Below are 24115 nucleotides of genomic sequence, written 5' to 3'. Positions count from 1 at the left end.
ACTTTAGAAATACGAAAGTGTACCTTCAACGGTTCAAGGGTGTCCCAATCCTAAAAAATATGCTGTTCATACCTTATTAGTTTGAGCCGAATACTCGTATCGGCTCAAATACATCGTGTTTAAAAGGCTGTTAGGCCCATTTGTAAGAACAAAAATAACACCTGAAAATAAACTAATATTACTATTTTTACGGCAACAATGTATAAGAATATATCTTTTTTTCCAAATCTAAATGCGTTCCGTTTTTTTGCAGCACTGCTTGTCATCTTTCACCATGGAGAAGTGATTCGTGCAAAAAATGATTTCATTAGCTATGAACATTTCAGTTTTTTTCAAAATGGAACCACAGCTGTCAAATTTTTCTTCGTATTGAGTGGTTTCTTGATCAGTTATTTGTTGCTAAAAGAAAAAGATCATAAAAACACGATATCTATTAAAAATTTCTACCTCAAAAGAGTGATCCGCATTTGGCCCTTATATTTTTTATTGGTTGTCATAGGCATCGTTATCTTTCCCTTTCTATTTCAGTTCTTACATATCAACTATGCATTCCCCTATACCCTAGGACAAGTTTGGTTGTTGTTTATTCTATTTTTACCCAGTCTCGTTACCTTTAAATATGGTTCGCACCTATTGGAACCTCTATGGTCCATCGGTGTTGAAGAATGGTTTTATATGATATGGGCTCCCTTATTTAAATGGATCAATAATAAGCTCGCTTTAATTATAAGCGTATTTCTAATCAAGATCCTATTATTGGTTCTTTGTTTCAACAACATCATTACCGACCCATTAATCATACACCTCATTAAAACTTTTGCCTTCGAATCTATGGCAATAGGGGCTCTTGGGGCTTATTTCTTATACCGTACGACCCTAAACTTGCAAGCATGGTATCAAAAGTATGCCCTGGTCAATTATCTTTTATTTGCCTTGCTTTTTGTATATTTCTTTTTCAGAAATACCTGTACGGCATTAATTGGATACGATATTTTTGAGCATTGGGTCTTTTCTTATATCATTCTTAATGCCCTCTTTCTTCACCTTATCCTATATATTGGAGTAAAATTAAACACAACATCTTTATTTAGCAGTCGATTTCTAGATTATGGTGGGAAAATATCCTATGGGATCTACATGTATCATATGATCGTGATATTTGCCGTTATTCACTTAGGAAAAAAGTACCTATTGGCACTCGATTCACAACTCAGCTTCCTAATTTTCTATGCTTTGGTGATAACAGGAACCTTTCTTACAGCACATCTATCGAAAAAATATTTCGAGGACTTTTTCATGAAATTCAGATCAAAATTAAACTAGAAGAAAGTATAAATCCAACAGTGGCATGATAAGAAAAAGTAATTTTTAAAAATTAAAGACAAAAAAAACGTTGTCTTCCACAAATATTCTTATCTTTGTATCCCGTACATAAAGCAGATATTTAGGCCATTTTAGGCCTTATATTTTGAAATCCATTATTGATATGACTAAATATATTTTTGTTACGGGCGGCGTTACTTCGTCGTTAGGGAAGGGTATTATTGCATCCTCTCTTGCTAAACTTCTCCAAGCACGTGGCTACAAGGTTACGATTCAAAAATTTGACCCTTACATTAACATTGATCCAGGAACATTAAATCCATATGAACATGGTGAGTGTTACGTAACGGAAGATGGTGCTGAAACAGATCTTGATTTAGGTTATTACGAACGCTTCTTAAATGTCCCTACCTCACAAGCCAATAACGTGACTACAGGCCGTATTTATCAATCTGTAATCCAAAAAGAACGTGCAGGTGAATATTTAGGAAAAACAGTACAAGTTGTTCCCCATATTACAGATGAGATCAAAAACCGCATGCGTTTATTGGGTGAAACAGGAAATTACGATATTGTTATTACAGAATTAGGTGGTACTGTAGGGGATATCGAATCTTTACCATTCATCGAGGCTGTTCGTCAGTTGAGATGGGAATTGGGCACACATGATTCTGTTGTTATACACTTAACATTAGTACCCTACTTAGCTGCAGCCGGTGAGTTAAAAACAAAACCAACACAACACTCCGTTAAAACATTATTAGAATACGGTATCCAACCCGATATTTTAGTATGTCGTACAGAACATAAATTGACACAAGAGATTCGCAAAAAATTAGCTTTGTTTTGCAATGTCAACATCAATGCTGTCGTTGAATCTATTGATGCACCAACTATTTATGACGTTCCTTTAAATATGTTGAAAGAGCAATTGGACAAGACCGTTCTTGCTAAATTGAAACTTTCGAACAAAAATGAACCTGATTTAGATAGCTGGAAGGCTTTCTTAGGTAAATTAAAAAATCCGACAAATGAAGTAAACATCGGTTTGGTGGGTAAATATGTGGAGTTACCAGACGCATACAAATCTATCGTTGAAAGTTTTATTCACGCAGGTGCATCCAATGAATGTAAAGTAAAATTAAAATACATTGCAGCAGAAAGTGTGAATGATGAGAATGTTCAGGATAAATTGAAAGAAATGGATGGTGTACTCGTTGCTCCAGGTTTTGGAGAACGCGGATTAGAAGGAAAATTAGCGGCTATCAAATATATTCGTGAAAACAATATTCCTTTCTTTGGTATATGTCTAGGTATGCAATGTTCAGTTATTGAATTTGGTCGTAATGTATTGGGTTTAAAAGATGCAAATAGCACAGAAATGAATCCAGATACACCACATCCAGTAATCAATTTGATGGAAGATCAAAAAAATATCACCAACATGGGCGGTACCATGCGCTTGGGTGCTTATGACTGTGATATCAAAAAAGGAACAAAAGCATATGCCATTTATGGCAAAACAAGAATTTCAGAGCGCCACCGTCACCGTTATGAATTCAATAATGACTATTTGGAGCAATATGAGGCAGCAGGTATGATTACTTCAGGTATCAATCCAACTTCAGGTTTAGTGGAGATTGTAGAGCTGAAAAACCATCCTTTTTTCGTGGCAGGACAATTTCATCCAGAATTAAAGTCAACTGTTGCAAATCCTCACCCACTTTTTGTTAGCTTTGTAGCCGCTGCTTTGTCAAATAAGAAAAATAAGATACAAAAGCAGGAAACAATTAAGTAAGTTTAATTTAAAAAAATGGATAGAAATACCCTTATTGGTTTACTTCTGATGTTCGGAATCATAGCCGGTTCATTTTATTTGATGAAACCGTCCGAAGTAGAAATAAAGAAAGAACAAGTTCTACAAGATTCGTTAGCACGCGTTAAAAAAGGTTTAGCGCCTTTGGCAGACTCGACAAAAGCGAATACACAACAACTAGCAGCACAAGCGGCCAAACCTCTTGATTCTGCAGCATTGAAACTTCCTTTTGGAGCAACAAAAGTTGGAACTGAAAAAATCATTACCGTAGAAAATGATAAAATCATCGCCAAAATAAGTTCGAAAGGTGGTCGTGTAAAATCTGTACAACTCAAAGGTGAAACAAATTTTAATGGCAAGCCATTAGTATTATTCGAAGGTGACCACAATAGATTTGGATTAAAATTCAATGTCGCTGGTGAGAACATCAATACCAATGATTTATTTTTCACATCAGAAGATGCTGATGTAAAAGTTTCAGGTGAAGATTCAAAATCGATTAAATTACAATTGGCTTATGGAGCTGATCAGTATATTGAATATATATATACGATAAAAGGTAATGGTTACAACCTAGGTCTTGATATCAACACAAAAGGTATTCAAAACAAGATCGATCAAAAAACGATTGCTTTAGATTGGGAGACAATTTTGTTACAGAAAGAACAAAATATCGATTCTGAACGTCAAAAATCTACCATCTATTTTAAAGAAGCAGGTAATGTAGATCATTTATCAGAAGCAAAAGACGAAGAAAAAGAGCTTAAAGAAAAAGTAGAATGGATTGCATTCAAGCAACACTATTTCTCCAACATCCTTTCCAGCAAAACAGGCTTCTCTACAGCAGATGTAAATGTAAAAACGACAATCGAAGCCGACGTTGTTAAACTTTATAGCGCAACAGCACGCCTTGATTATGCAACCCAAAAAGATAATAGTTATTCGTTAAATTTCTTTTTCGGCCCTAATCAATATAAAACATTGAAAGCAGAGGGACATGATTTTCACAAGATCATCAATATGGGATGGGGACCGATGCGCTGGATCAACCAATTCATTACTGTACCTGTATTTGATTTCTTGGACAATTTCCACCTGAGCTATGGTATCGTGATCCTAGTACTGACATTATTGTTAAAACTGGTCTTATCACCATTGACATACAAATCTTACCTATCCATGGCAAAGATGCGTGTGTTGAAACCACAATTGGATGAAATCAAAGCTAAGGTCGGTGAAGACAATGCCGTATTACTACAGCAGGAGCAAATGAAATTGTATAAAACAGCTGGTGTAAATCCATTAGGAGGTTGTCTTCCATTGGTATTACAGATGCCGTTTACAATTGCCTTTTTCTACTTCTTCCCGAATTTATTCGAACTGAGAGGAGAAAGCTTCCTGTTTATGAAAGACATGTCGACATACGATACCTTATTCTCATTCTCACCAATTTTTGGCGTGAATCACGTATCTTTAATGTGTGTATTGATGACCTTAACTACACTATTGACGACTTGGTATAACAATGCAACTTCAGGTGCTACAGGACAGATGAAATATATCGGTTATATTATGCCGTTAATTTTCTTCTTCGTTTTGAATAGTTTCCCTGCAGGTTTAAACTATTACTACTTCTTGAGTGCGATCCTTACTTTCTTAACACAATTGATCATCCGTTCAATGGTTAATGATGATAAGATCTTAGCTAAATTAGAAGACAATAAAAAGAATCCTAAAGTGCAAAAAAAATCGTCATTCCAATCAAGAATGGAAGAAGCGATGCGTCAAGCACAACAAAATAAAAAATAATAGCGAACTTTATATCGCTGATTGAAAGAGGAAACCTGAATAGGTTTCCTCTTTTTTCGTATGAAATGTAGCATAAGTTCAAACCAAACGTTCTAACTATTGTTAAACAAACATATCAAAAAAGATAAAAGATGAAATTCAATCAGATTTTAATCATGGCGACGTTGATCGTGGGATTAAGCAGTTGTTCCATTTACAAGAATAATACGAATAAAGAAACATCAGCAGAGGTGATACAGCTAAAAGGAAACAAGTGGCAATTAATCGAAGTAGATGGCAAGACAGTACCCGCAAAAGTAAATGGTCGCGTTCCCTACTTACAATTTGAAGATAACAGATATGCTGCCAATGCAGGTTGTAATACGCTAGGTGGAGTAGTAAATAGCGTAGGAAAAAATAAAATTAAATTCGAACAAGGTATCTCTACCATGATGGCTTGTCCGGAATTTGATATCGAACAATCCTTATCCAAAGCTATTATTGCTGTAGATAGCTACACCATTGCTGGAGAAATATTGAGTCTGAATAAAGGTAGTAAGACCTTAGCTAAATTTACACTTATCAAACCTGAAAAAGGCGAACAAGCATTAGCTGGGACTTGGGAACTGGATTATATCTCTGGACCACGTATTGCATTCCAGGGTTTATATCCAAATGAAAAACCTACGATCACATTTGATCTAAGTACAAAGAAAGTATCAGGAAATAGTAGCTGCAATAATTACAATGGTACATTTAAAACCGAAAATAATCACATTAGTTTTGGTCCATTAGCATCGACTAAAATGGCATGTGAGGGCTCTGGAGAAAGCGTTTATTTCAGCACACTAGGCAAAATCACTTCATTCGATGTCAATGGAACTACATTGACTTTGATCATGGGGGATATTGCGATGATGCGTTTTCAAAAAAAATAAAATATCAACTCAAATAAAAACAATAAACAGAAAAAAGCTCCAAGTATTTGGAGCTTTTTTTATCTCCATTATATCGTAGCACTTCAAACTAAAACAAATTTTATCGATACGATTACACTGTAAATTAGGTCGCTAAATCGTATATTTGTACATACACCATCTCTTTCATGAACATCATATGAAAAGGTTTTTTACAGAAATAGCACTATGAAATCGTCGATTAAGATTATCAACAATTACGAATACAAAAAGCTTTTTTTGCCTGATGTAACCGAACATAACCTCTTCAATGAAAGCAAAATACAAGTCTACCGTATCGAAAATTACCTACGGAGTATTCTCATGCCCGTTATCCCATACCGTACCACCTTCAATTTTTTAATTTTTGTAACCAAAGGAACCTTGACACAACATCTCGAGTCAGGATCCTATACATTAGCAGAAAATCAGGTGATTAATGTAAAACAAGGAAATATTACCGCTACGTTAGCGATCTCTGATGACGCCGAAGGTTTTTTTATCGTTTATGAAAATGAAATCGTGACAGATATTGAATTAGGCATCAATGATATCCGATTTTTTAATTCACATCCCTTTACTCCTCTTTCAGAACATGTTTCTGTATGGATCCAAAAAATGCTTGAACTCTTAGAGGAAGAACTTTTTACCGAAGGAAAGGTCATGGAAATCTGTGTATCGATGCTACAATGTGTCTTGTTAAAAATAATTAAAACCGATTATGAAGTAAAAGCACCGATGAGTAGACAATTGGATATTGCATTTCGATTTAGAGAATTCGTACAGAAATTTCACACCGATCATAAGAATGTTTTATTTTATGCCAACTTATTGCACATATCGGAAAACTACCTTAACAAATGTGTGAAAGAAGCAACCAATAAACCTCCTAAACAATGGATCAATGAAATCAGTATCCTACATAGCCAGATATTACTACAGGATGCTACCAGGGATATTGCAGGCATTGCATTTGAAATGAAATATAAATCACCCTCCTACTTTACCCGTTTATTCAAGAAAGTCACCGGTTATTCACCCAGTGATTATCGAAAACATAAATTTCTATCCGATTAGTGTTTCTTTTTATAAGGAAGGTTCCAGATCAGATCAACAGCGAGATAATGAACACCAAAGTCTGCTTGACGATAGCCTTTAATTAAATCATTCATATACCCTACATCCAGGTGCAAAGGAGTATTCGGAATATCCGTCATGTAATATAAAGCCAAACGCGATTCCTTATAAGCAAATTTTGACCATTCATCTTTCGGCTCATACATTTTACTTACCGCAAACAAGCCCTCAGCACTAAACGCAAGTTCCTGTTTATTCTTATCCGAAAGCTTCAGATTCACCTGTGTTTTAAGTCTAGTTCGCAATTGAAAATTCTCCTCTGCTTTCTTAAAATCCGCAGTAAAAAATTTACGAAATTCCTGTCTAACTGTATTTTTCCATTTCCAGCGCTCACCGAATCTGAACGTATAAGCATAGCGGCCATACAAGCGAAACTCCTGCTCGACCCCTTCACCATGATAAGGAGCATCTGCATCATATACATTCTGACGACGATAGCTCAACGCATAACTATATTGCTGGTTCTTAGCAAACTTGTGATATACCTCATGATTGAGGACAAAAATAGCTTGTTTATGAAAAGGATTGGAATCATCAGGTGTACTTTTGGTTCCTAGGCCGAGGTAAGTCAAAGCTTCTTTCGTACCAGTACTATCCAGTTGCCTTTTAAGACCAATGGCAGACCAGGAGGCCGTTTTTGCTTTTCCCAATCCAGGAGGACTAATCTGAGCATGAAGTAATAAAAATGGACTGATAACAAGGAAGAGTAAGGATAATATTTTATAAAGCGTTTTTTTCATCGATAAATAGTTTTATTTTATGAACATTGATCTGTTTTATACCCGTACAAACTGACCAATGGCGAATCCACCATTGATCAGCTTATATAGTAGCTAGCATTTGTTATTTTTATGATAATCTGCTTTTAAACGTTTCTTCAAACCGCCCCACAATCCATTTATCCAGACGTTTAACAGGTTCCATAGCCCACATAGCCACTACAAACGGAAAAGTCAATGTCGTCCAACCGTAGTGCACAAGCACATGATCACAATAAGTAGCAATCACGACAGCAATAAGAACATATAATCCATCCCGTACACGAGTACCACTTAAAGCAATACCACAGAGTACAGCATTGAAACTAAACGTTCCGTTGCTGATCATCGTTTCCGATTCATGACCATAATGAGATAGGTAAATGCTGATGATCACCGCTGCGAAAGCATAAAGTGCAGCCATCGGATTGCTCATAAATACCCCAAGGAAAAAGATCAATCCCGCAATCAGGCTTCCTTGAAAGATCACTTGTCCAAAAGCATGTCCCTCGATCAAGAAATCATCCATTTCTTGGATATCAACAAAATGTTGCGATACAGTAGGCATTGCAAGCTGTGGGATACTCAGAATATACAGTGAAATCCAGGTAACAGCTATGAAAGGAAAAGTAAAAGCAGGTAAATTTCTTTTGAGCGCAAAACCCATCATCAGAGTGGTCAACATGGAACCAAGAATCAATGTCATCCAGATCCAGATATTCGCTTCAAAATAGAAAACCAGGGCAACACCAAACAAAGAAGCATTAAAACCAAATAATCCATTATTGATATGCTCTTCATCGTATTTTAAGATTTTCGCTGTTGCGAATCCGACAATATTGGCCAATATACCAGCCGTACCCATCAAAGTCGAGTCATATAAAATAGCACCGATAAATAATATGCCTGTCCAAGCATTAGCCTGCAACATGATCTGTCCGAAACCTCTAAAAAAAGCTTTTATATAAGCTAAAACTTGATCCCTCATTTTGAGATAAATTGATAAGATAAGACTAAAATATAGCCCCATTGAAATAATTAAATAAGGAGTTCAGCATCCCACAGTTCCTGCTGGATCTCCTGAAAAATAGTAAACAACTGCTCGGCACCATAACCCAATATTCGGATCATAAACCCATCCTGCTGTAGCGCACTGATTCCAAATTCGATATCCGTAAGATGCTCATACTGCTGATGGAATTTTTCGATCCAGTCCCCAACAGCTTTCCCAGCAGTATTGAGATAAATAAATGCTCCCTGATGGGTAAAACCCTCCAATATCCCAATATCCTGTATCGGCATTTTGTCGGGTTGCAGCAGCACATTATCTTTCAATATCAGTCGGCCATCTACATAACATTGAGTCAGATTCTGAAAATGATTATACTCAAAAACCTCTCCCGACAGTTTCCGTCCACAAGTCACGATATCACTCAAGATGAGGTGACAGTTCTTTTGCATGTGGATAATATTATGGCTGAAAAAATGAGAAGAATTTTGAGGAACAATAGGGTGCGGAACAAAAGAAAACACCGCACCTTCGCCGAGCGTCACTTCTGTTTTTTGTACCGATTTACCTTTCATATGAAAAAGACGCTGATACGCTTGGGTCTGCAATTGCAATTTAGCACCAGGATCTATCGTAATTTGGATCCGATGATCATCACCATCCAGTAACCCCGGTGATGAGCTCATAATCATCAAGTATGCCCCTTTATCCCTCCTGTATTGTCCTACCGGAACGATACGAAAAGGCTGTGTGACATAAGCATCCTTGAGATAAGACTTTCCTTCACGATGGGCAACGTTGATATTTAAAGAACAGATCATATTAACGCAATAAATTAGGTTCAGCTACATCATGCAGCAATGCATATTTTTTGATCCATCCAATGATTTCATCCAATCCCGTTCCTGTTTTCAAATTCGAAAATAAAAAGGGAGCCCCCTTTCGCATCTTACGAGCATCATGCTCCATCACCTCCAGACTAGCACCAACATAAGGAGCCAAATCCATTTTATTGATCAGCAATAAATCTGAACGGGTAATCGCCGGTCCACCTTTACGGGGCATCTTTTCTCCCTCACCCACATCGATCACAAAAATGGTGATATCCGCAAGATCAGGACTATAAGTTGAGGTCAAATTATCACCGCCACTCTCGATCAAGATCAATTCAAGATCTGGAAAGCGCTCAGCAAGTTCTTCCACAGCCTCCAGATTCATGCTCGCATCCTCACGGATAGCTGTATGCGGACAACCACCCGTCTCTACTCCAATAATACGATCAGGAGACAACGTGCTGTTTTTAGCCATGTATTCGGCATCCTCCTTCGTATAGATATCATTGGTAATAACCGCTAGATTCAATTCATGTTTCAAACGTTTACATAAACACTCCAACAGTGCTGTTTTTCCAGATCCAACTGGACCACCCACACCTATCTTAACATATTTTCTATTTTCCATTTGTTCATATTTAATTAAGAAATGTAAACCCGTGTATACAACCGTTCATGCTGCATACAGCGGATATCAAATCCAACATTACAAAGACCGATCAGATCACGATCCACTTCCAGCGTTTCATCACATAAAGTCATCAGATCATCGTGCAGATAAAACAAAATATCCTGACCATCCAACTGTCCAAGAGGCACCAATTTTACAGCATTGGTCACCATCGTTATGGCGGCATTATAATAGTAGCCATGCAAGGCTTCCCGGATTGGGATGTCAAGTAAAGCTGCCAACATACCATACACCAAACAGTAATGACTATCCACTTTCTTCTGTTTAATCAATTCACCCCAAGAAATCAATATCGGTTGCTGCTTATATCGTGAAAAAATCTTATACAAGCGCACACCCAATTTCTTACTCGCTTCACGGATTTCCTTCGGACTCTTCAATGCCGTACACTCCTCATCCAAAGACCGCAACAGATCGATATCAAGATTGCGGGTAGCATCATAAGCAAGGCGCATCAAAGCCGCATCATTATACTTCAAGTTATACCACAAATTGTGTCTCACGTACGACTCCGCGGTAGCTTTATTATGCACGATCTCCTTTTGCACATAGGTTTCCAATCCATTAGAATGGGTAAATCCACCAATCGGTAACGTGGGATCTGACAAATGAAGAAGCTTACCTAGAAATTTATTTTCCATATTTTTTATGCTTTAATAAATAAAGGGATCCCCTTTGTTGAAGATTTGAGCCGACGATGATAATTTGCATCGACATGAGCATTCAACTGACGCAGTAATTGGCGAGAAGCAAGTGTATAAGAAATACCTTGCTTATCCAGCCAGCTTTTCATCGTTCGCTCAAAAGGAATCAGTAATTCGTTGCCCTTCACAAATAAGGGCAAATGCTTGTTTCCGATTTCACAACTTATAAAAGCAATCTCCAAAAAATTCAACATTTGTATACAGATCACATCACAAGCACGGATGGCGATGACAACAATTTTGTCAGCATCCTCGTACAGAATATCTCCATCATGCAATTGCGAAGTGTTTCCCAATAATTTAAAGGCGATATCCATACCCTCCTCCGTACGCAAACGTTGAATACGTTTGGTAGATTCGTACCATTCAATCATGAGCAGATCACAACGCTTATTGACCACCTCGTTTTTGATATTTCTTGTGATTTCTGTAATAATCATTATTATCCCTTAATAAATAGATTTTTTGATATCCCAAGACCAACCGTAGAACCATTGATGCCAGTGATAATTTCATGATCATTTGCGATAGAAGCATCTTTACTGTGTTTTTTATTATAAGAAAGCTCTGCAACCTTTGCTTTTAATGCCCAACCTTTACCCAAGCTAATACCCACCAAAGGATAAGCTCTTAGCAAATAGCCGTTATAGCTACCGTCAGTCATCACATCTGCAGCATTGACAACATGCTCATTTCCCCATATATAATGAGCCTCAACCTGACCGATTAAATTAAAATATTTACCTAGAGGCCAAGTATTGCTGTAAAATGGCCCGACCTCATGAAAATGATCAGTAAAATCCAATGCCTTATTTTTCGAAGTACTGAAACCATAGTTCAGCCCCACATTCATATTATCATTAAAAAAATAACCGATCCCCAGTGGTGCCGCACTGAGCTGATGACCTGCTTCAGTTTCATGGTAGTTGAATGAACCATAAAGCATAACACCACCTTTTTGTGCGTAGGCAGATGGTATCGAAAAGCATGCTATTGCTAAACAGCTTGCTAATAATAGTTTCAAATTTTTCATTATTATTTATTCACAATTTATGGTGTGACCTAGTGTCACACCATAAAAATTAGCGATCATGTTAAAACAAGAAATACAATTGTCCCAAAGCAACCTGATCAATCGGTTCACATTTGATCACCTCACCATCGACACTCACTTCATAGTTTTCTGGATTCACGATGATTTCTGGAGTAGCATCATTGTGGATCATATCTTTTTTGGAGATATTCCGACAGTTTTCCACAGGTAGTAATGTTTTATTTAGTCCATACTCCTCCTTAATTCCTTTTTCAATTGAAATTTTAGAAACAAAGTTGAAACAAGTCTCCGTCAATGCTTTACCATAACCACCATACATCGTGCGCAAAATGATGGGCTGAGGAGTAGGAATAGAAGCATTAGCATCTCCCATTTTCGAAGCGATAATCATTCCGCCCTTAATGATCATTTCAGGTTTAGCCCCAAACAAAGCTGGGCGCCAGATCACCATATCCGCTATTTTACCCTGTTCGATTGAACCCACGTATTTAGAGATACCATGTGCAATGGCAGGATTGATCGTATATTTAGCCACATAACGTCTAACTCTGAAATTATCATTTCCGGTACCCTCATCTTCTGGAAGTGCACCAGTCTGTTTTTTCATCTTATCAGCAGTCTGCCATGTTCTGAGAATCACCTCACCTACACGTCCCATGGCTTGAGAATCAGAACTCATGATACTGAAAACACCTCTATCTTGTAAAATATCTTCCGCAGCAATCGTTTCAGGACGAATACGAGAATCTGCAAAAGCAACATCTTCAGGAATATCTTTACTTAAATGGTGACAGACCATCAACATATCCAGATGTTCGTCAATCGTATTTTTCGTAAACGGACGAGTCGGGTTTGTAGACGCAGGCAATACGTTCGGGTACATCGCCGATTTAATGATATCCGGTGCGTGACCACCACCAGCACCTTCCGTATGAAAAGTATGGATGACACGACCATTGATCGCTGCCATCGTATCTTCTAAAAATCCAGCTTCATTCAACGTATCGGTATGAATCGCTACCTGCACATCATATTTATCGGCTACAGAAAGCGCACGGTCAATAGTAGCAGGAGTAGCGCCCCAATCCTCATGAATTTTCACTCCCAGTACACCCGCTTCGATCTGCTCGACGATCGGTTGTTCTGTACCCACATTACCTTTACCGAAGAAACCAAAGTTCATCGGTAAAGCCTCCACTGCTTGCATCATCTTCCGGATATTCCATTTACCTGGTGTTACCGTTGTCGCATTCGTACCATCAGCAGGGCCAGTACCACCACCGATCATAGTCGTAATACCACTGTATAAAGCTGTTTCTGTTTGGGTAGGACTGATATAGTGAATATGTGTATCGATACCACCTGGAGTGACAATATATCCAGCACCACCATGCACTTCAGTCGAAGCACCAATAATCATATTTGGTGTGATATTATCCATCGTATCCGGATTACCAGCACGACCTACACCAACGATTTTTCCGTCTTTGATCCCGATATCACCTTTTACAATACCCCAGTGGTCAATGATAATCGCATCTGTAATCACTAAATCCAATGTACCTTCATCACGCGTATGCACCGAAGATTGACACATACCATCACGAATAGTTTTACCGCCCCCAAACTTTGCCTCATCACCATAGTATGCATAATCTTTCTCGACCTCAATGATGATTTCTGTGTCTCCTAAGCGAACTTTATCTCCTCCTGTTGGACCAAATATCGCCGCATAATTTAATCTACTAACTTTTAAGCTCATGATTTTTTATTTTTAAAGCCATTTGCATCTGCTTTTTTCAAAGCATTCATTTTCCCTACTTCTGTTTCCGTATCGCCATTCACCAGATCGTTGTGACCATATACTCTTTTTGCACCAGCATAAGGAACCAATTCTACAATTTTGGATTCCCCTGGTTCGAAACGAACAGCAGTACTCGCGATAATATTCAATCGCTTTCCAAACGCTAGCGAACGATCAAATTCCATCATTTTATTGACCTCAAAAAAATGATAATGAGAGCCCACCTGAATCGGTCTATCTCCCGTATTGACAACTGTCAACGTTGTTACTTCTCTACCTTCATTACAGATGATATCACCATCTGTAATGAAATATTCTCCAGGAATCATACTTTCAATGTTCTTATTAAATTAACGAATAGGATTATGTACGGTCACCAATTTGGTTCCGTCAGGAAAAGTTGCCTCGATCTGTATATCGTGGATCATCTCAGGAACACCCTGCATCACATCTTCACGAGTCAACAAAGTGGCTCCATATTGCATCAGTTCTGCAACAGTTCGACCATCACGTGCACCCTCCATAAGTTCACTGCTGATATACGCAATAGATTCTGGATAATTTAATTTGACACCTCTGGCCATACGCTTTTTTGCGAGTTCACCAGCTACATGAAGCAACAGCTTCTCCGTCTCTCTAGGTAATAAATGCATTTAATTACTGTTTTATATTAACTTATATGTAAAAATTAAAATATATATCATTGATCCACAACATCCTGATTTGATGTTTAGAGCAAAAAAACGTGCAGATAGCGCCAGACAGTACATGACAAGACCTAATCAGCCTCCATGACTCCTAGCAAAAGAAAAAAATGATAATAAATTAGATGGGTATTTTGATACACTTGAACAATATGTATCTCGGATTGAGGATGACACCTATGTGTTCAGTCGGGAAACTGAAATCCTGTTTTTTGTCATACCTGACTCCCATTGCCGATAGCCAGATAGGAATGATGGTAAAATAAAGCAATTGGTCAACTTCCTTGAGCTCTTGCGCATCACTACACTCCCATGCTTCAAGCATACCTGAAAATAATGCGATATGATGGCTATTGGAACTGATTTCAGGTAGCTGAATTGAAGTATTAGGTGTTGATAAAAACTCCAGCTGTTTGTACTGATCGACATCTAGATGCAATCGCGTATTCCCATTGACAGTAGCCAAAGCGAACAGCATCACAAAAAGTATCCATACATTCCGAAACATTGCTTTCATTTTTAAATTAATTACCAAGACAAAAGTACCAACTAAAACAAGTTTTAAATAGCACAAATCTTGAATAAAATAGTCTATATTATGTATTAAACTACGATTTAACTGTTTTTTTATTAAAAAGCATAACCTAACGAAACCATCACGTTGCGCGGTGCTCCAGGAAATGCACGTGTATAATCAAAGCCACCCAAAAAGTAATACTTATCAAACACATTATTGACATTAACAGCCATCTTCAATGCACCGATATGGTAATATACCGCAGCATTTACGGTAGTATAAGAAGGCCAGTAACCCCACATCGCTTGACCATCACTATCTTTACCGATACTATTATCCATGCGACGACTATCCACATAATACGCCCCTGCACCAAAACCAAGGCCTTTCAAAGCATGTTGTGAAAACACATATTTTAACCAAGCACTTGCCATATTTTCAGGAGCTCCCGGTAATGATTCCCAAACCTCAGAAGCGATCGATGATGCCTTCACATCAGTATGATTATAAGTGTAGTTTGCCATAATCTGAAATTCTTTGGTCAATTGACCACGAAGATCCAGTTCAACACCCTCAGAAATTGCTTTTCCAGATTGACGATATTCAGAAAATCCAGAATCTAATATCACACCCGTTGCGATCATCATATTTTGACGTTCTATACGGAATAGAGAAAGATCCATCTGCAGCTGGTCTTTAAAAAAACCAGTTTTAAAGCCAGTTTCCAATTGAAAACTACGTTCTGGAACAAAAGGTTTATCTGCACCATAATCCTGATAATTCTGGATATAACTGGCACCCACTGGGACGAAACCCTGAGAATAGCTCGCAAAATAGTTGATCTGCTTATTCAGTTCGTACGTTAATCCCGCACGTGGCAACCAGACATTTTGTGTCGCATGGAAGCGCTTCTGCCCGTCGATAGTCTCGGAAGCATAATGCTCGTGACGTAATCCTACGATAACTTTAAGTTTATCAGCAATCGACATCTGATCTTGTATGTATTTTCCTGTAGTTTTATAAGGACTTAAAAATGGATAAGCTACATGCTCTCGCCAGACGTAAGAAGTTAGATCATGTGTCGTATAAGTTGGATTGTTTAAATCAAATGTCAGAGGTACAACCTGTCCGTTCACCGTCTTTTGTCTAGCTTCCCGCAACTGATTTTCCTGATCACCTCTGTACTCCGCAAAATCAACTCCCACTACGATGTGATGATCTACCACAGCACCATAATGGTCCCATTTAAAATAACCAACGACATTATCCGTATAATCTTTACCATGACGATCAAAAAAACGCATATTCATGATTGTATTTTTAGGAGCATCAGCAAATGTATTCAAGGTCCGATGTTCATTAACATCTTCTTCATACACCGATTTCATATAGCTCAAGTGTAAGCTTAAATTCTCCGTAATCTTTTGCGACAACCTACCGCTCAGTGAAAATGTCTTCGCATTATAAAAATCCGAAGGTTGACTTAATGTAAATGAACGTGGTAAAGCATAAAAATCATTTGCTTTAATTCCCATACCCCGATCGAGATAACCATTAAATTGATTATAAACCACATCAACGTCCACCTGTGTACCAGCTACTGGTTTAAAAGTAAAAGATGGTGCGACTAAAATTCTTTTTTGACGATTGACATCACGAAAAGTTTTCGTGTCCTCATAACCCGCATTGAAACGGTATAAAATACGCTTAGCACTATCCAAAGGCCCTCCCAGATCCAGTGTTGTACGCATCGTCTGAAAACTTCCAGATGCAAAACCGATATTCCCCTTAAAAGTGTCCAAAGGTTTCTTTGTGGTCATATTAATCGTACCACCTGGTACTACATCACCAAACAAAGAAGCTCCCGGACCTTTCAAGACTTCGAGACTTTCCAGGTTCAATGTCAATGGTGTATTGTAGTAACTGTTACCATAACCATATCCCGAACGCAGACCATTAACCAAACGCACACCGGTTTCATATCCACTTTTAAAACCACGGATAACCACGTCATCATAAGAAGATGCTTCGGTCACCCCTGCCAGATCTTGAAACAATGCACCTGTCGTAAAAGCCTGTTTATCTTCAATAAACGCTCGACTTAAAACAGAAACAGATTGTGGTAGATTCTTTAATTTCCCAGAAAACTTACCCCCCAATTCCAGATCATTGGTGAGATATGATTTGTTACGTCTCCCGGTAATCAACACCTCATCCAAAGTTTTATTATCTTTAATCAAGACAAGAGATAGACCTTTTTTTACATTCCAGTTACTCGCAGAAAGTGTTATTTTTTGATCCACATAACCAATTGCAGAAGCATGGATGATGACTGGAAAAGTGATCGCTTCGCCAAAAGTAAATTCCCCTGACTCGTTGGAAGTTGTCACCTGCTTTGAACCGTTAACAGTCAATGTTATTCCAGAGACAAGAGCTCCTGCCTCATCATATGTTTTGCCAAATAGTTGAGTACTATTTTGCGCATGCAAAACCATTGGGAAAAGAGCACCTGTAGCCATTGAAAAAGCCAAGGTCATTATATTATATTTCATTGGGAGATAATTATCTATTATTTGTTTTTATACTACACATCGTCCTTATTTCACGAGCTTACAAACTTCTATTGATGGCATGCTTCCGAGTTTCAAATCCTCATCCGACGCGTTAAGATCTTTCAATCCACTCACCATCAGCTCCATGTGCATAGTGGGAAATCCGGATTCATCACAATACTCTATCAGTCGGAAACCCTGCCGCACCCAAAATTCATATGCACCTTCCAAAAATGGATGGGTATGTAAATAAAGTCTTTCGATCTGTTTTTCCCTTGCTACCACGAGTAAGCTTTGAAACAACGCTGTCCCCAGTCCAGTCCTACGATAGTGAGGATCTACAAATAAACGGGCTACTTCAACCGTTTTTCTCGCATCAATATCCACGTGTGGAAAACGGTAATCGTAATTGAGCATACCGATCACGCCGATTAATCTACCATCCTCTGTTCTTGCCTGTAAAAAAGTTCCGGCGCTGTTCTGTAAGTAAACATATTCAAATACCGCTAGGTCTTTTGGCACCTGATTCGGATCCAACATCGGAAATAGTTTTCTTCTGAAATTCAGAACATAGGGTAGTACCTCCGCGACATGTTCGGATCCAACATGATATATTGAAATATTTTTCATTATTGATTTTCATTAAGCATTGGAACAAAAATCCATTTCCCTTGTTTTTCTAAACTCAACAAAGGCAATTCATATGTTTCTTCCAACAAATTTTTCACTTCTTCTCGTTCCAGACCGTTAATATCAAGAACAGTTTGATCACGCATGAGGTAAAATTGATCACCGAACATAAAAGCTAGATTAGGATCGTGCATAATGCATAAAACTGTTGTACCTTCTTTAACAAGCTCCCTAGCTGTTCGTAAAACCGCCATTTGATAGTTGAGATCCAAGTGATTGGTAGGTTCATCCAACATCAGCACGTCAGGTTGCTGCACCAACACACGGCACAACAAGATCAGCTGCCGTTCTCCACCAGACAGTTCGGTATACGGTTTATCTTTCAAATGCTCCAGATCAAACTTTTTTAAAATCGCATGTACCGCTTCACGATCTTCTTGACTTGGTGAGAACCGCGAAAAAGAAGCCCTTCCTGTCAAGATCACATCAAACACTTGATAAGGAAAAGTCATTTGATGAAATTGATTGAGAAAACCCAAGCGCAACTGATCATTGTTACCGACCTTGATCTTTTTCCGTTCCACATCACCTATAAATACCTGACCGCTGTATTGTTTTTCCAACCCCGCAATCACATTAAACAAGGTCGATTTCCCACTGCCATTTCGACCCAGTATGATCGATAATTTTCCCTTTGGAAAAGAGATATTTACATCACGCAATATGACGTCGTTGCCATATGAGAAAGATAATTGTTGTGTAGCAATCGTAGGTATCATGAGTTCCAGTTCATCGCGTTTCGACGCATCAAATAAATAAATAAGGGCGCTCCAACGATCATGGTAAACACACCGATCGGAATCTCAAATGGCATGACAGCACGAGAAAAATCATCAATTAAGAGTAGAAAACTACCACCGATACTGATATTAGCCCATACCGAAATATTGTTATTAGGGCCAAATATCATACGGCTGATATGTGGAACAATCAACCCAAAAAGACTGATCACCCCTACTGCAGCTACTGCAGATGCTGTTATCATGGTGGCTACTCCGATCAAAATCAATTTGATCACTCTAGGATTGACACCGATAGCTAAAGCTTCCTGATCGCCTAGAGACAAAAGATTTAACTTCCATCGATAGAGTACGATCACAAATAAACCAACTGAAATTGGTCCGATAGCGTGATATACCTTAGACCAAGAAGCCGTATGTAAGTTACCCATTGTCCACTGGACAATAGCTTGCAGTTTATATGGATCACTTAAATACTGTAGTAAGGTTAAAAGAGCTGTGAAAACACCCGAAATCACCAACCCTGCCAATACCATCCCTACAATGGAAGTCCTTGCTCCAGAGTACGAAACCAAATAAGTCAGCCCCACTGCACAAACCCCAAAAATAAAGGCGGAGAGATTAACAGACATAATCGGGAACAACATAGCGAGTGCTGCTCCAAAAGCAGATCCCGAAGAAATACCTAATGTAAACGGATCGACAATTGGATTACGGAAAATAGCTTGTAGAACTCCTCCTGACGAAGCCAAAGCTGCACCAACCATAAAAGTCAACAGCACTCTCGGTAATCTCACCTGCCATAAGATGGTATTCAGACTTCGATCTGCAAGTAGATGTTGATCTTGTATCAACCCCAATTGCACACACATCCGTTGGACCAATTCGACCAAACCGATATGTTGTGTAGAGCCAATGGTAAGCGACAGCACAAAAAGCAGCAGTGGAAATAGGATCAACAGGACGATGATTTTTATATTTTTCATGATTATAGTAAACCCTTTTTACCGTACATGACTTCAAAAGCTTCCTGCATTTCTGTGTTCAATTGACCTTCCGAATAACTTGGAAAGCTCCAATGACGCACTTGTTTCGAAAACAATAAAAACTTAACGGTATGTGGATCAAAAGGAAACGATGGTGACATGACGAAAACCTGTTTGTTTTTCACGGCAGGAAGATCTGCTAACTCTTTCAGATCATAAACATCTGACAATTTAGAGTTCCACAAGATAATGAGATCAGGATTCCATTTATACATCGTTTCTGCACTGATATTTGGCGCTTCCATCGGTAAAAGACACGCATTTTCAGCCCCAGAAAGGCGGATTGCCATATCAATCAGACTTCCTTTCCCAGAAGTGGACATCACACGACCTTTTGACCAAGCATAGTAAACGGACTTCGCATTCTCAATCGATGGAACCTGCATGCGATCGAGTTCAGCATCAACATAATCAACGATTTCCTGTGCTCTTTCTTCTTTTCCAAGAAGCTTTCCCATACCAAGCAATTCAGCCATGATACTTTTATCATCTGCAGAAGAACAGGTAAAAACAGGGATATCAAGATCTTCTAATTGTTGAATATGATCCTGATCGGTATTGAAAGTAATCACCAGATCAGGTTGTAAAGCAATAATACGCTCTACATTACTGGACTGCCCCCCATAAGTTGGTGTTGGCAATGTTTTAGCGGCTATCCTCGGATCAAGTTTTGATAAAAAGGTATAAGTATCTTCCATTTGATATACCTGCTGTGGAATACCAACAACCTGATCACCGGCTTGAAGCATATACACCTCATCAAGTAAAGATGGAAATAAAACCACTACCCTTTTCGCCACCTCCGGTAACTTGACTACTTTTCCACGACTATCTGTAGCACTAATCGGTTTCGATAGATCATTTTTAGTAGCATGACGACACCCACCAATAGTCACTATTGATAACAGGATTACTAGGCAAAATAATTTATAACTCATTTTCATTTCTTGATTTTTTTATCAACTGCCTAACGAGATTTTCTGACAGTAACACCCCATCTTCCAACTGTACCTGAGATTGAAATTTTGCCAGCAGCTGTTCATATAAACGACCATCATAAGGAACACGGTACATCTCTCTTTCGGGATCCATAAACAATGGTAAATGCCTATTCCCTAAATAATAAGAAAAGTCCGCTGCCTGCACAGCATTGACAGGATTAAAACAAATGGTCAACGTTGGTTTGATCGCAATAGTAGCAATCAATTTACCGTCATGGAAAAGACCATCTCCAAAACACCATTCGTTACCTTTCCCTAATTCCATCACTATAGTTTGCCCAGTAGTTGTTGTCCTGGTCAATCTTTTTTTATTCACTTCAAACCATTCCAGCTGAAGCAGCGCTTCAGTAACCTGAACAAACTCTCCCTGTGGCAGTACAGCATCAATATATACAGACTCTGCTTGCATAGCTCCTATTTTACTTCCGGTTGAAGTCTCGATTCTTTTTTTTGCTTCACTTTTTCTTTCAACCAGTTGCACCACTCTTCAATACCCTCATGCTTTAATGTACTGATAGTAATCACTTCAATATTCGGATTTACCTCACGAGCATCTTTCGTTACAGCATCTACTGAAAAAGGCACATAGGGCAATAAATCAGATTTTGATACCAACATCAATTCACTCGTTAGAAACATACGTGGATATTTTTTCGGTTTATCATCACCTTCAGTTGTTGCTAATAATGTAACACGGTAATCTTCGCCTAAATCAAAAGCTGAAGGACAAAGTAAATTACCGACGTTCTCAATAAATAAGAGATCTGTCCCTGTGATATCAATATGGTCAAGCGCCTGCAAAATCATCTGCGCCTCGATATGACACATACCACCAGTCACGATCTGCAAGGCATTGAGACCAACCTCACGCATTCTGATCGCATCGCGCTCCGTTTCAGGATCACCGACCAATACCGAAATATTAAGATCATTTGCAAGTAGTTTTCCAGTTTCTTGCATCAGAGTTGTTTTACCGGAACCTGGAGAAGAACAAACATTAATGACACAAACGTCTTTTAAACGTTCGCGGATAGCATTTGCAACATAATCATTGGCTTTTAATAAATGTAATGTGGTGTTATCACATTGTACTGAACCGACGCGGTTTCCAGCACTTTTTGGATTAGATGAGTTAGTTGACATAATTTCTTATTTTTCTTGTTTAAAAATTACTTTTGAAATATACAATTCGTTTCCCTGAACAATTGTTGATGAAGAGCGTCCGCAGGGACATACAAAACGGTGGTAATGAACTGGAAAATTCTTTTGACAGTCATCACAATATGCTAAGATATCGTTAACGATAACTTCCAGTTCCATATCTGCATACCCCCTATTCTCAGTAATAAAGGCATCAAAAGCATTCTGGATCAGAACAGGCTGCACATTTGACAGCAGACCTGCGGTTACTTGAATCTGTTGAACATCTTCCACTCGAGAACCATAATGGCCTTCCAGTGTATCGAAGATATCCTTTACAATACTAAGCTCGTGCATAATAGTGTTTAATCTTAGATAATATAGAATTGATTTTTGTGTGTAGCGATTCAGGTTTTTGACGCTATAACATATACGTCAGGATAGCAGATTAAAAAGGTATCTTTATCTGCTCAAAAAGTAGGAATTTACGGGATTGGACCGGAAGATCAGCTTGTGATGAATAGGTATCCAGATATGCTGTCTGATGGGGAAATAACAAGCGAACAGTTAAATCGTAGATGGCAAATAATGTGTCATATTTAAAATCCTTATCCAGATCGAAATCGATATCCCAAAAATACATTTCTTGAAAAAGAGAATTTTTCTTGTCAGATAGCTTGTCGTCTGCATGATCGATCAACTGATCCACAGGATCAAATCTCCTTTGGAAGGAGCTAGAACTAGCACGATTCCGTACTGTAGCATGAGTGGTTGATCCTAAAGATTGCAAAGGAAAAAACCATACTGACAGCACAAAAATAACTAGTCTCAACATCATAAATAACGATTCTAAAAACTCATTGTTTTTAATTCAACAAATTTACAGCAAAAAATGAGAAGTAAAATAGCACAAATCTTGAATTTTGTTTCACGAAATAGGATAATCTTCGTTTTGTCTATTAAACTTTTAATAGGTCATATGAAAAATCCTTATAAAGACGACCTCTAAAAAGTACGATGACAATTAATGCTCATCTACTGATATTTAACAACATGTATTAGTCTTGATATGGTGGGGTAAAAGCATAGAAACAATTACCCAACTAACATGTAAATAACTCATTAGATAAAATAAGTCGGAATAAACTATCGGGACAGCGAACCAACTTTGAGAAAGAGCAAACAAACTTTGAGAAATAGGGAACCAACTTTGAGAAATAGGGAACCAACTTTGAGAAATAGGGAACCAACTTTGGGAAATAGGGAACCAACTTTGAGAAATAGGGAACCAACTTTAGGAAATAGGGAACCAACTTTAGGAAATAGGGAACCAACTTTAGGAAATAGGAAACCAACTTTAGGAAATAGGGAACCAACTTTAGGAAATAGGGAACCAACTTTAGGAAATAGGGAATCAACTTTGCGAAATAGGGAACCAACTTTGCGAAATAGGGAACCAACTTTGAGAAATAGGGAACCAACTTTAGGAAATAGTAAACCTTACTTTACCATAAAGGATCGAAATTTCTAAATAATCATCCCCTTCTACACAAGAAGTGTTCGCAAATTTGTAAAAAGGTTTTACTATTTCACAACTAAGGGATGGACAAAGCTAAAAAGTAGTCCAACTTTGAGGCACTTTCTAATTTGAAAAACGATTTGAACCGGATCTGATCAAGTTCGAATAGTCACACGTACTTAGCCTTATCAATACATTCTCTTCAACATCTTCAAATTACTGTACTTTTTATAGTCCCCTATTATTCTACAATAATATATAAACCAATGATATAGATAAATTAAATATGTATGATCAAAATAAAAGATATGTTTATCGAAGTTAGCGTAAGCA

The 24115-nt window shown here is 38.1% G+C and carries 25 protein-coding genes and 1 pseudogene; 6 read left to right on the top strand and 20 right to left on the bottom strand.

All coding sequences use genetic code 11. The features are described from left to right. The first annotated feature begins 198 nt into the window (after positions 1–198). From MUB18_RS09760 to MUB18_RS09740, 5 genes are all read left to right on the top strand, one after another. Positions 199–1323, top strand: coding sequence for an acyltransferase family protein (locus tag MUB18_RS09760; RefSeq protein ID WP_248755759.1), 1125 nt, complete (start codon positions 199–201; stop codon positions 1321–1323). Between the two features lie 163 nt (positions 1324–1486). Continuing rightward, positions 1487–3121, top strand: a complete 1635-nt coding sequence (locus MUB18_RS09755; protein ID WP_045755010.1) for a CTP synthase — start codon at positions 1487–1489, stop codon at positions 3119–3121. Positions 3122–3136: 15 nt separating this feature from the next. Next, on the top strand, positions 3137–4948 hold the full coding sequence (yidC, locus tag MUB18_RS09750) for a membrane protein insertase YidC (RefSeq protein WP_045755011.1): 1812 nt from the start codon (positions 3137–3139) through the stop codon (positions 4946–4948). 131 nt (positions 4949–5079) lie between these two features. Then, positions 5080–5865 carry an META domain-containing protein gene (locus MUB18_RS09745; RefSeq protein ID WP_045755012.1) on the top strand — a complete coding sequence of 262 codons (786 nt, stop codon included), beginning with the start codon at positions 5080–5082 and terminating at the stop codon, positions 5863–5865. 207 nt (positions 5866–6072) lie between these two features. Next, entirely contained in the window at positions 6073–6960 is an 888-nt protein-coding gene (locus MUB18_RS09740; RefSeq protein ID WP_094771390.1) for a helix-turn-helix domain-containing protein, read from the top strand. On the opposite strand, the gene MUB18_RS09735 is transcribed toward MUB18_RS09740, so the two are convergent. From MUB18_RS09735 to MUB18_RS09640, 20 genes and pseudogenes are all read right to left on the bottom strand, one after another. Then, positions 6957–7760 (bottom strand): DUF2490 domain-containing protein, encoded by an 804-nt coding sequence (locus tag MUB18_RS09735; RefSeq protein WP_248755758.1) that lies wholly within the window; start codon positions 7758–7760, stop codon positions 6957–6959. The genes MUB18_RS09740 and MUB18_RS09735 overlap by 4 nt on opposite strands. 109 nt (positions 7761–7869) lie before the next feature. Then, positions 7870–8766 (bottom strand): urea transporter, encoded by an 897-nt coding sequence (locus MUB18_RS09730; RefSeq protein ID WP_248755757.1) that lies wholly within the window; start codon positions 8764–8766, stop codon positions 7870–7872. Positions 8767–8816: 50 nt separating this feature from the next. Continuing rightward, positions 8817–9608 (bottom strand): urease accessory protein UreD, encoded by a 792-nt coding sequence (locus tag MUB18_RS09725; protein WP_248755756.1) that lies wholly within the window; start codon positions 9606–9608, stop codon positions 8817–8819. A 1-nt stretch (position 9609) separates the two neighbouring features. After that, the gene (gene ureG / locus MUB18_RS09720; RefSeq protein ID WP_045755017.1) at positions 9610–10248 is read right to left on the bottom strand and encodes an urease accessory protein UreG; all 639 of its coding nucleotides are present in this window, start codon (positions 10246–10248) and stop codon (positions 9610–9612) included. A 14-nt stretch (positions 10249–10262) separates the two neighbouring features. Beyond that, entirely contained in the window at positions 10263–10952 is a 690-nt protein-coding gene (locus MUB18_RS09715) for an urease accessory protein UreF (protein ID WP_248755755.1), read from the bottom strand. A 5-nt stretch (positions 10953–10957) separates the two neighbouring features. Continuing rightward, entirely contained in the window at positions 10958–11455 is a 498-nt protein-coding gene (locus tag MUB18_RS09710) for an urease accessory protein UreE (RefSeq protein WP_248755754.1), read from the bottom strand. A 2-nt stretch (positions 11456–11457) separates the two neighbouring features. Then, complete coding sequence (locus MUB18_RS09705) at positions 11458–12048, bottom strand: hypothetical protein (protein WP_248755753.1); 591 nt, start codon at positions 12046–12048, stop codon at positions 11458–11460. A 61-nt stretch (positions 12049–12109) separates the two neighbouring features. After that, positions 12110–13831, bottom strand: a complete 1722-nt coding sequence (ureC, locus tag MUB18_RS09700; protein WP_094771386.1) for an urease subunit alpha — start codon at positions 13829–13831, stop codon at positions 12110–12112. Between the two features lie 65 nt (positions 13832–13896). Further along, positions 13897–14202 (bottom strand): annotated as a pseudogene (gene ureB / locus MUB18_RS09695) (urease subunit beta); the annotation flags it as partial. Positions 14203–14223: 21 nt separating this feature from the next. Then, positions 14224–14526: an urease subunit gamma gene (ureA, locus tag MUB18_RS09690; protein WP_021192450.1), complete on the bottom strand. Its 303-nt coding sequence runs from the start codon at positions 14524–14526 to the stop codon at positions 14224–14226. Positions 14527–14698: 172 nt separating this feature from the next. Continuing rightward, positions 14699–15094, bottom strand: a complete 396-nt coding sequence (locus MUB18_RS09685; protein WP_045755023.1) for a hypothetical protein — start codon at positions 15092–15094, stop codon at positions 14699–14701. Positions 15095–15207: 113 nt separating this feature from the next. Next, positions 15208–17646, bottom strand: coding sequence for a TonB-dependent receptor (locus tag MUB18_RS09680; protein WP_248755751.1), 2439 nt, complete (start codon positions 17644–17646; stop codon positions 15208–15210). Between the two features lie 45 nt (positions 17647–17691). Continuing rightward, positions 17692–18276, bottom strand: coding sequence for a GNAT family N-acetyltransferase (locus tag MUB18_RS09675; protein ID WP_248755750.1), 585 nt, complete (start codon positions 18274–18276; stop codon positions 17692–17694). Further along, positions 18276–19055: an ABC transporter ATP-binding protein gene (locus tag MUB18_RS09670; protein ID WP_045755025.1), complete on the bottom strand. Its 780-nt coding sequence runs from the start codon at positions 19053–19055 to the stop codon at positions 18276–18278. The genes MUB18_RS09675 and MUB18_RS09670 overlap by 1 nt, the downstream gene beginning before the upstream one ends. Then, the gene (locus MUB18_RS09665; protein WP_248755749.1) at positions 19052–20062 is read right to left on the bottom strand and encodes a FecCD family ABC transporter permease; all 1011 of its coding nucleotides are present in this window, start codon (positions 20060–20062) and stop codon (positions 19052–19054) included. Before MUB18_RS09665 ends, MUB18_RS09670 begins: the two co-directional genes overlap by 4 nt. Positions 20063–20064: 2 nt before the next feature. Then, positions 20065–21060 (bottom strand): ABC transporter substrate-binding protein, encoded by a 996-nt coding sequence (locus MUB18_RS09660; RefSeq protein ID WP_248755748.1) that lies wholly within the window; start codon positions 21058–21060, stop codon positions 20065–20067. Continuing rightward, on the bottom strand, positions 21050–21532 hold the full coding sequence (locus MUB18_RS09655; RefSeq protein WP_248755747.1) for a hypothetical protein: 483 nt from the start codon (positions 21530–21532) through the stop codon (positions 21050–21052). The genes MUB18_RS09660 and MUB18_RS09655 overlap by 11 nt, the downstream gene beginning before the upstream one ends. 5 nt (positions 21533–21537) lie before the next feature. Continuing rightward, positions 21538–22266, bottom strand: a complete 729-nt coding sequence (hypB, locus tag MUB18_RS09650; protein WP_248755746.1) for a hydrogenase nickel incorporation protein HypB — start codon at positions 22264–22266, stop codon at positions 21538–21540. Between the two features lie 6 nt (positions 22267–22272). Further along, positions 22273–22620, bottom strand: a complete 348-nt coding sequence (locus MUB18_RS09645) for a hydrogenase maturation nickel metallochaperone HypA (protein ID WP_045755029.1) — start codon at positions 22618–22620, stop codon at positions 22273–22275. Between the two features lie 91 nt (positions 22621–22711). Further along, entirely contained in the window at positions 22712–23101 is a 390-nt protein-coding gene (locus tag MUB18_RS09640; protein WP_094771383.1) for a hypothetical protein, read from the bottom strand. A 351-nt stretch (positions 23102–23452) separates the two neighbouring features. Here MUB18_RS09640 and MUB18_RS09635 point away from each other — a divergent pair, with 351 nt between their 5' ends. Then, positions 23453–23794 carry a hypothetical protein gene (locus tag MUB18_RS09635; protein ID WP_248755745.1) on the top strand — a complete coding sequence of 114 codons (342 nt, stop codon included), beginning with the start codon at positions 23453–23455 and terminating at the stop codon, positions 23792–23794. Positions 23795–24115: the final 321 nt, after the last annotated feature.

Origin of the sequence: Sphingobacterium sp. PCS056, from assembly GCF_023273895.1 — a bacterium.
Lineage (GTDB): Bacteria > Bacteroidota > Bacteroidia > Sphingobacteriales > Sphingobacteriaceae > Sphingobacterium.
This window is presented reverse-complemented; position numbering and strand designations above follow the sequence as displayed.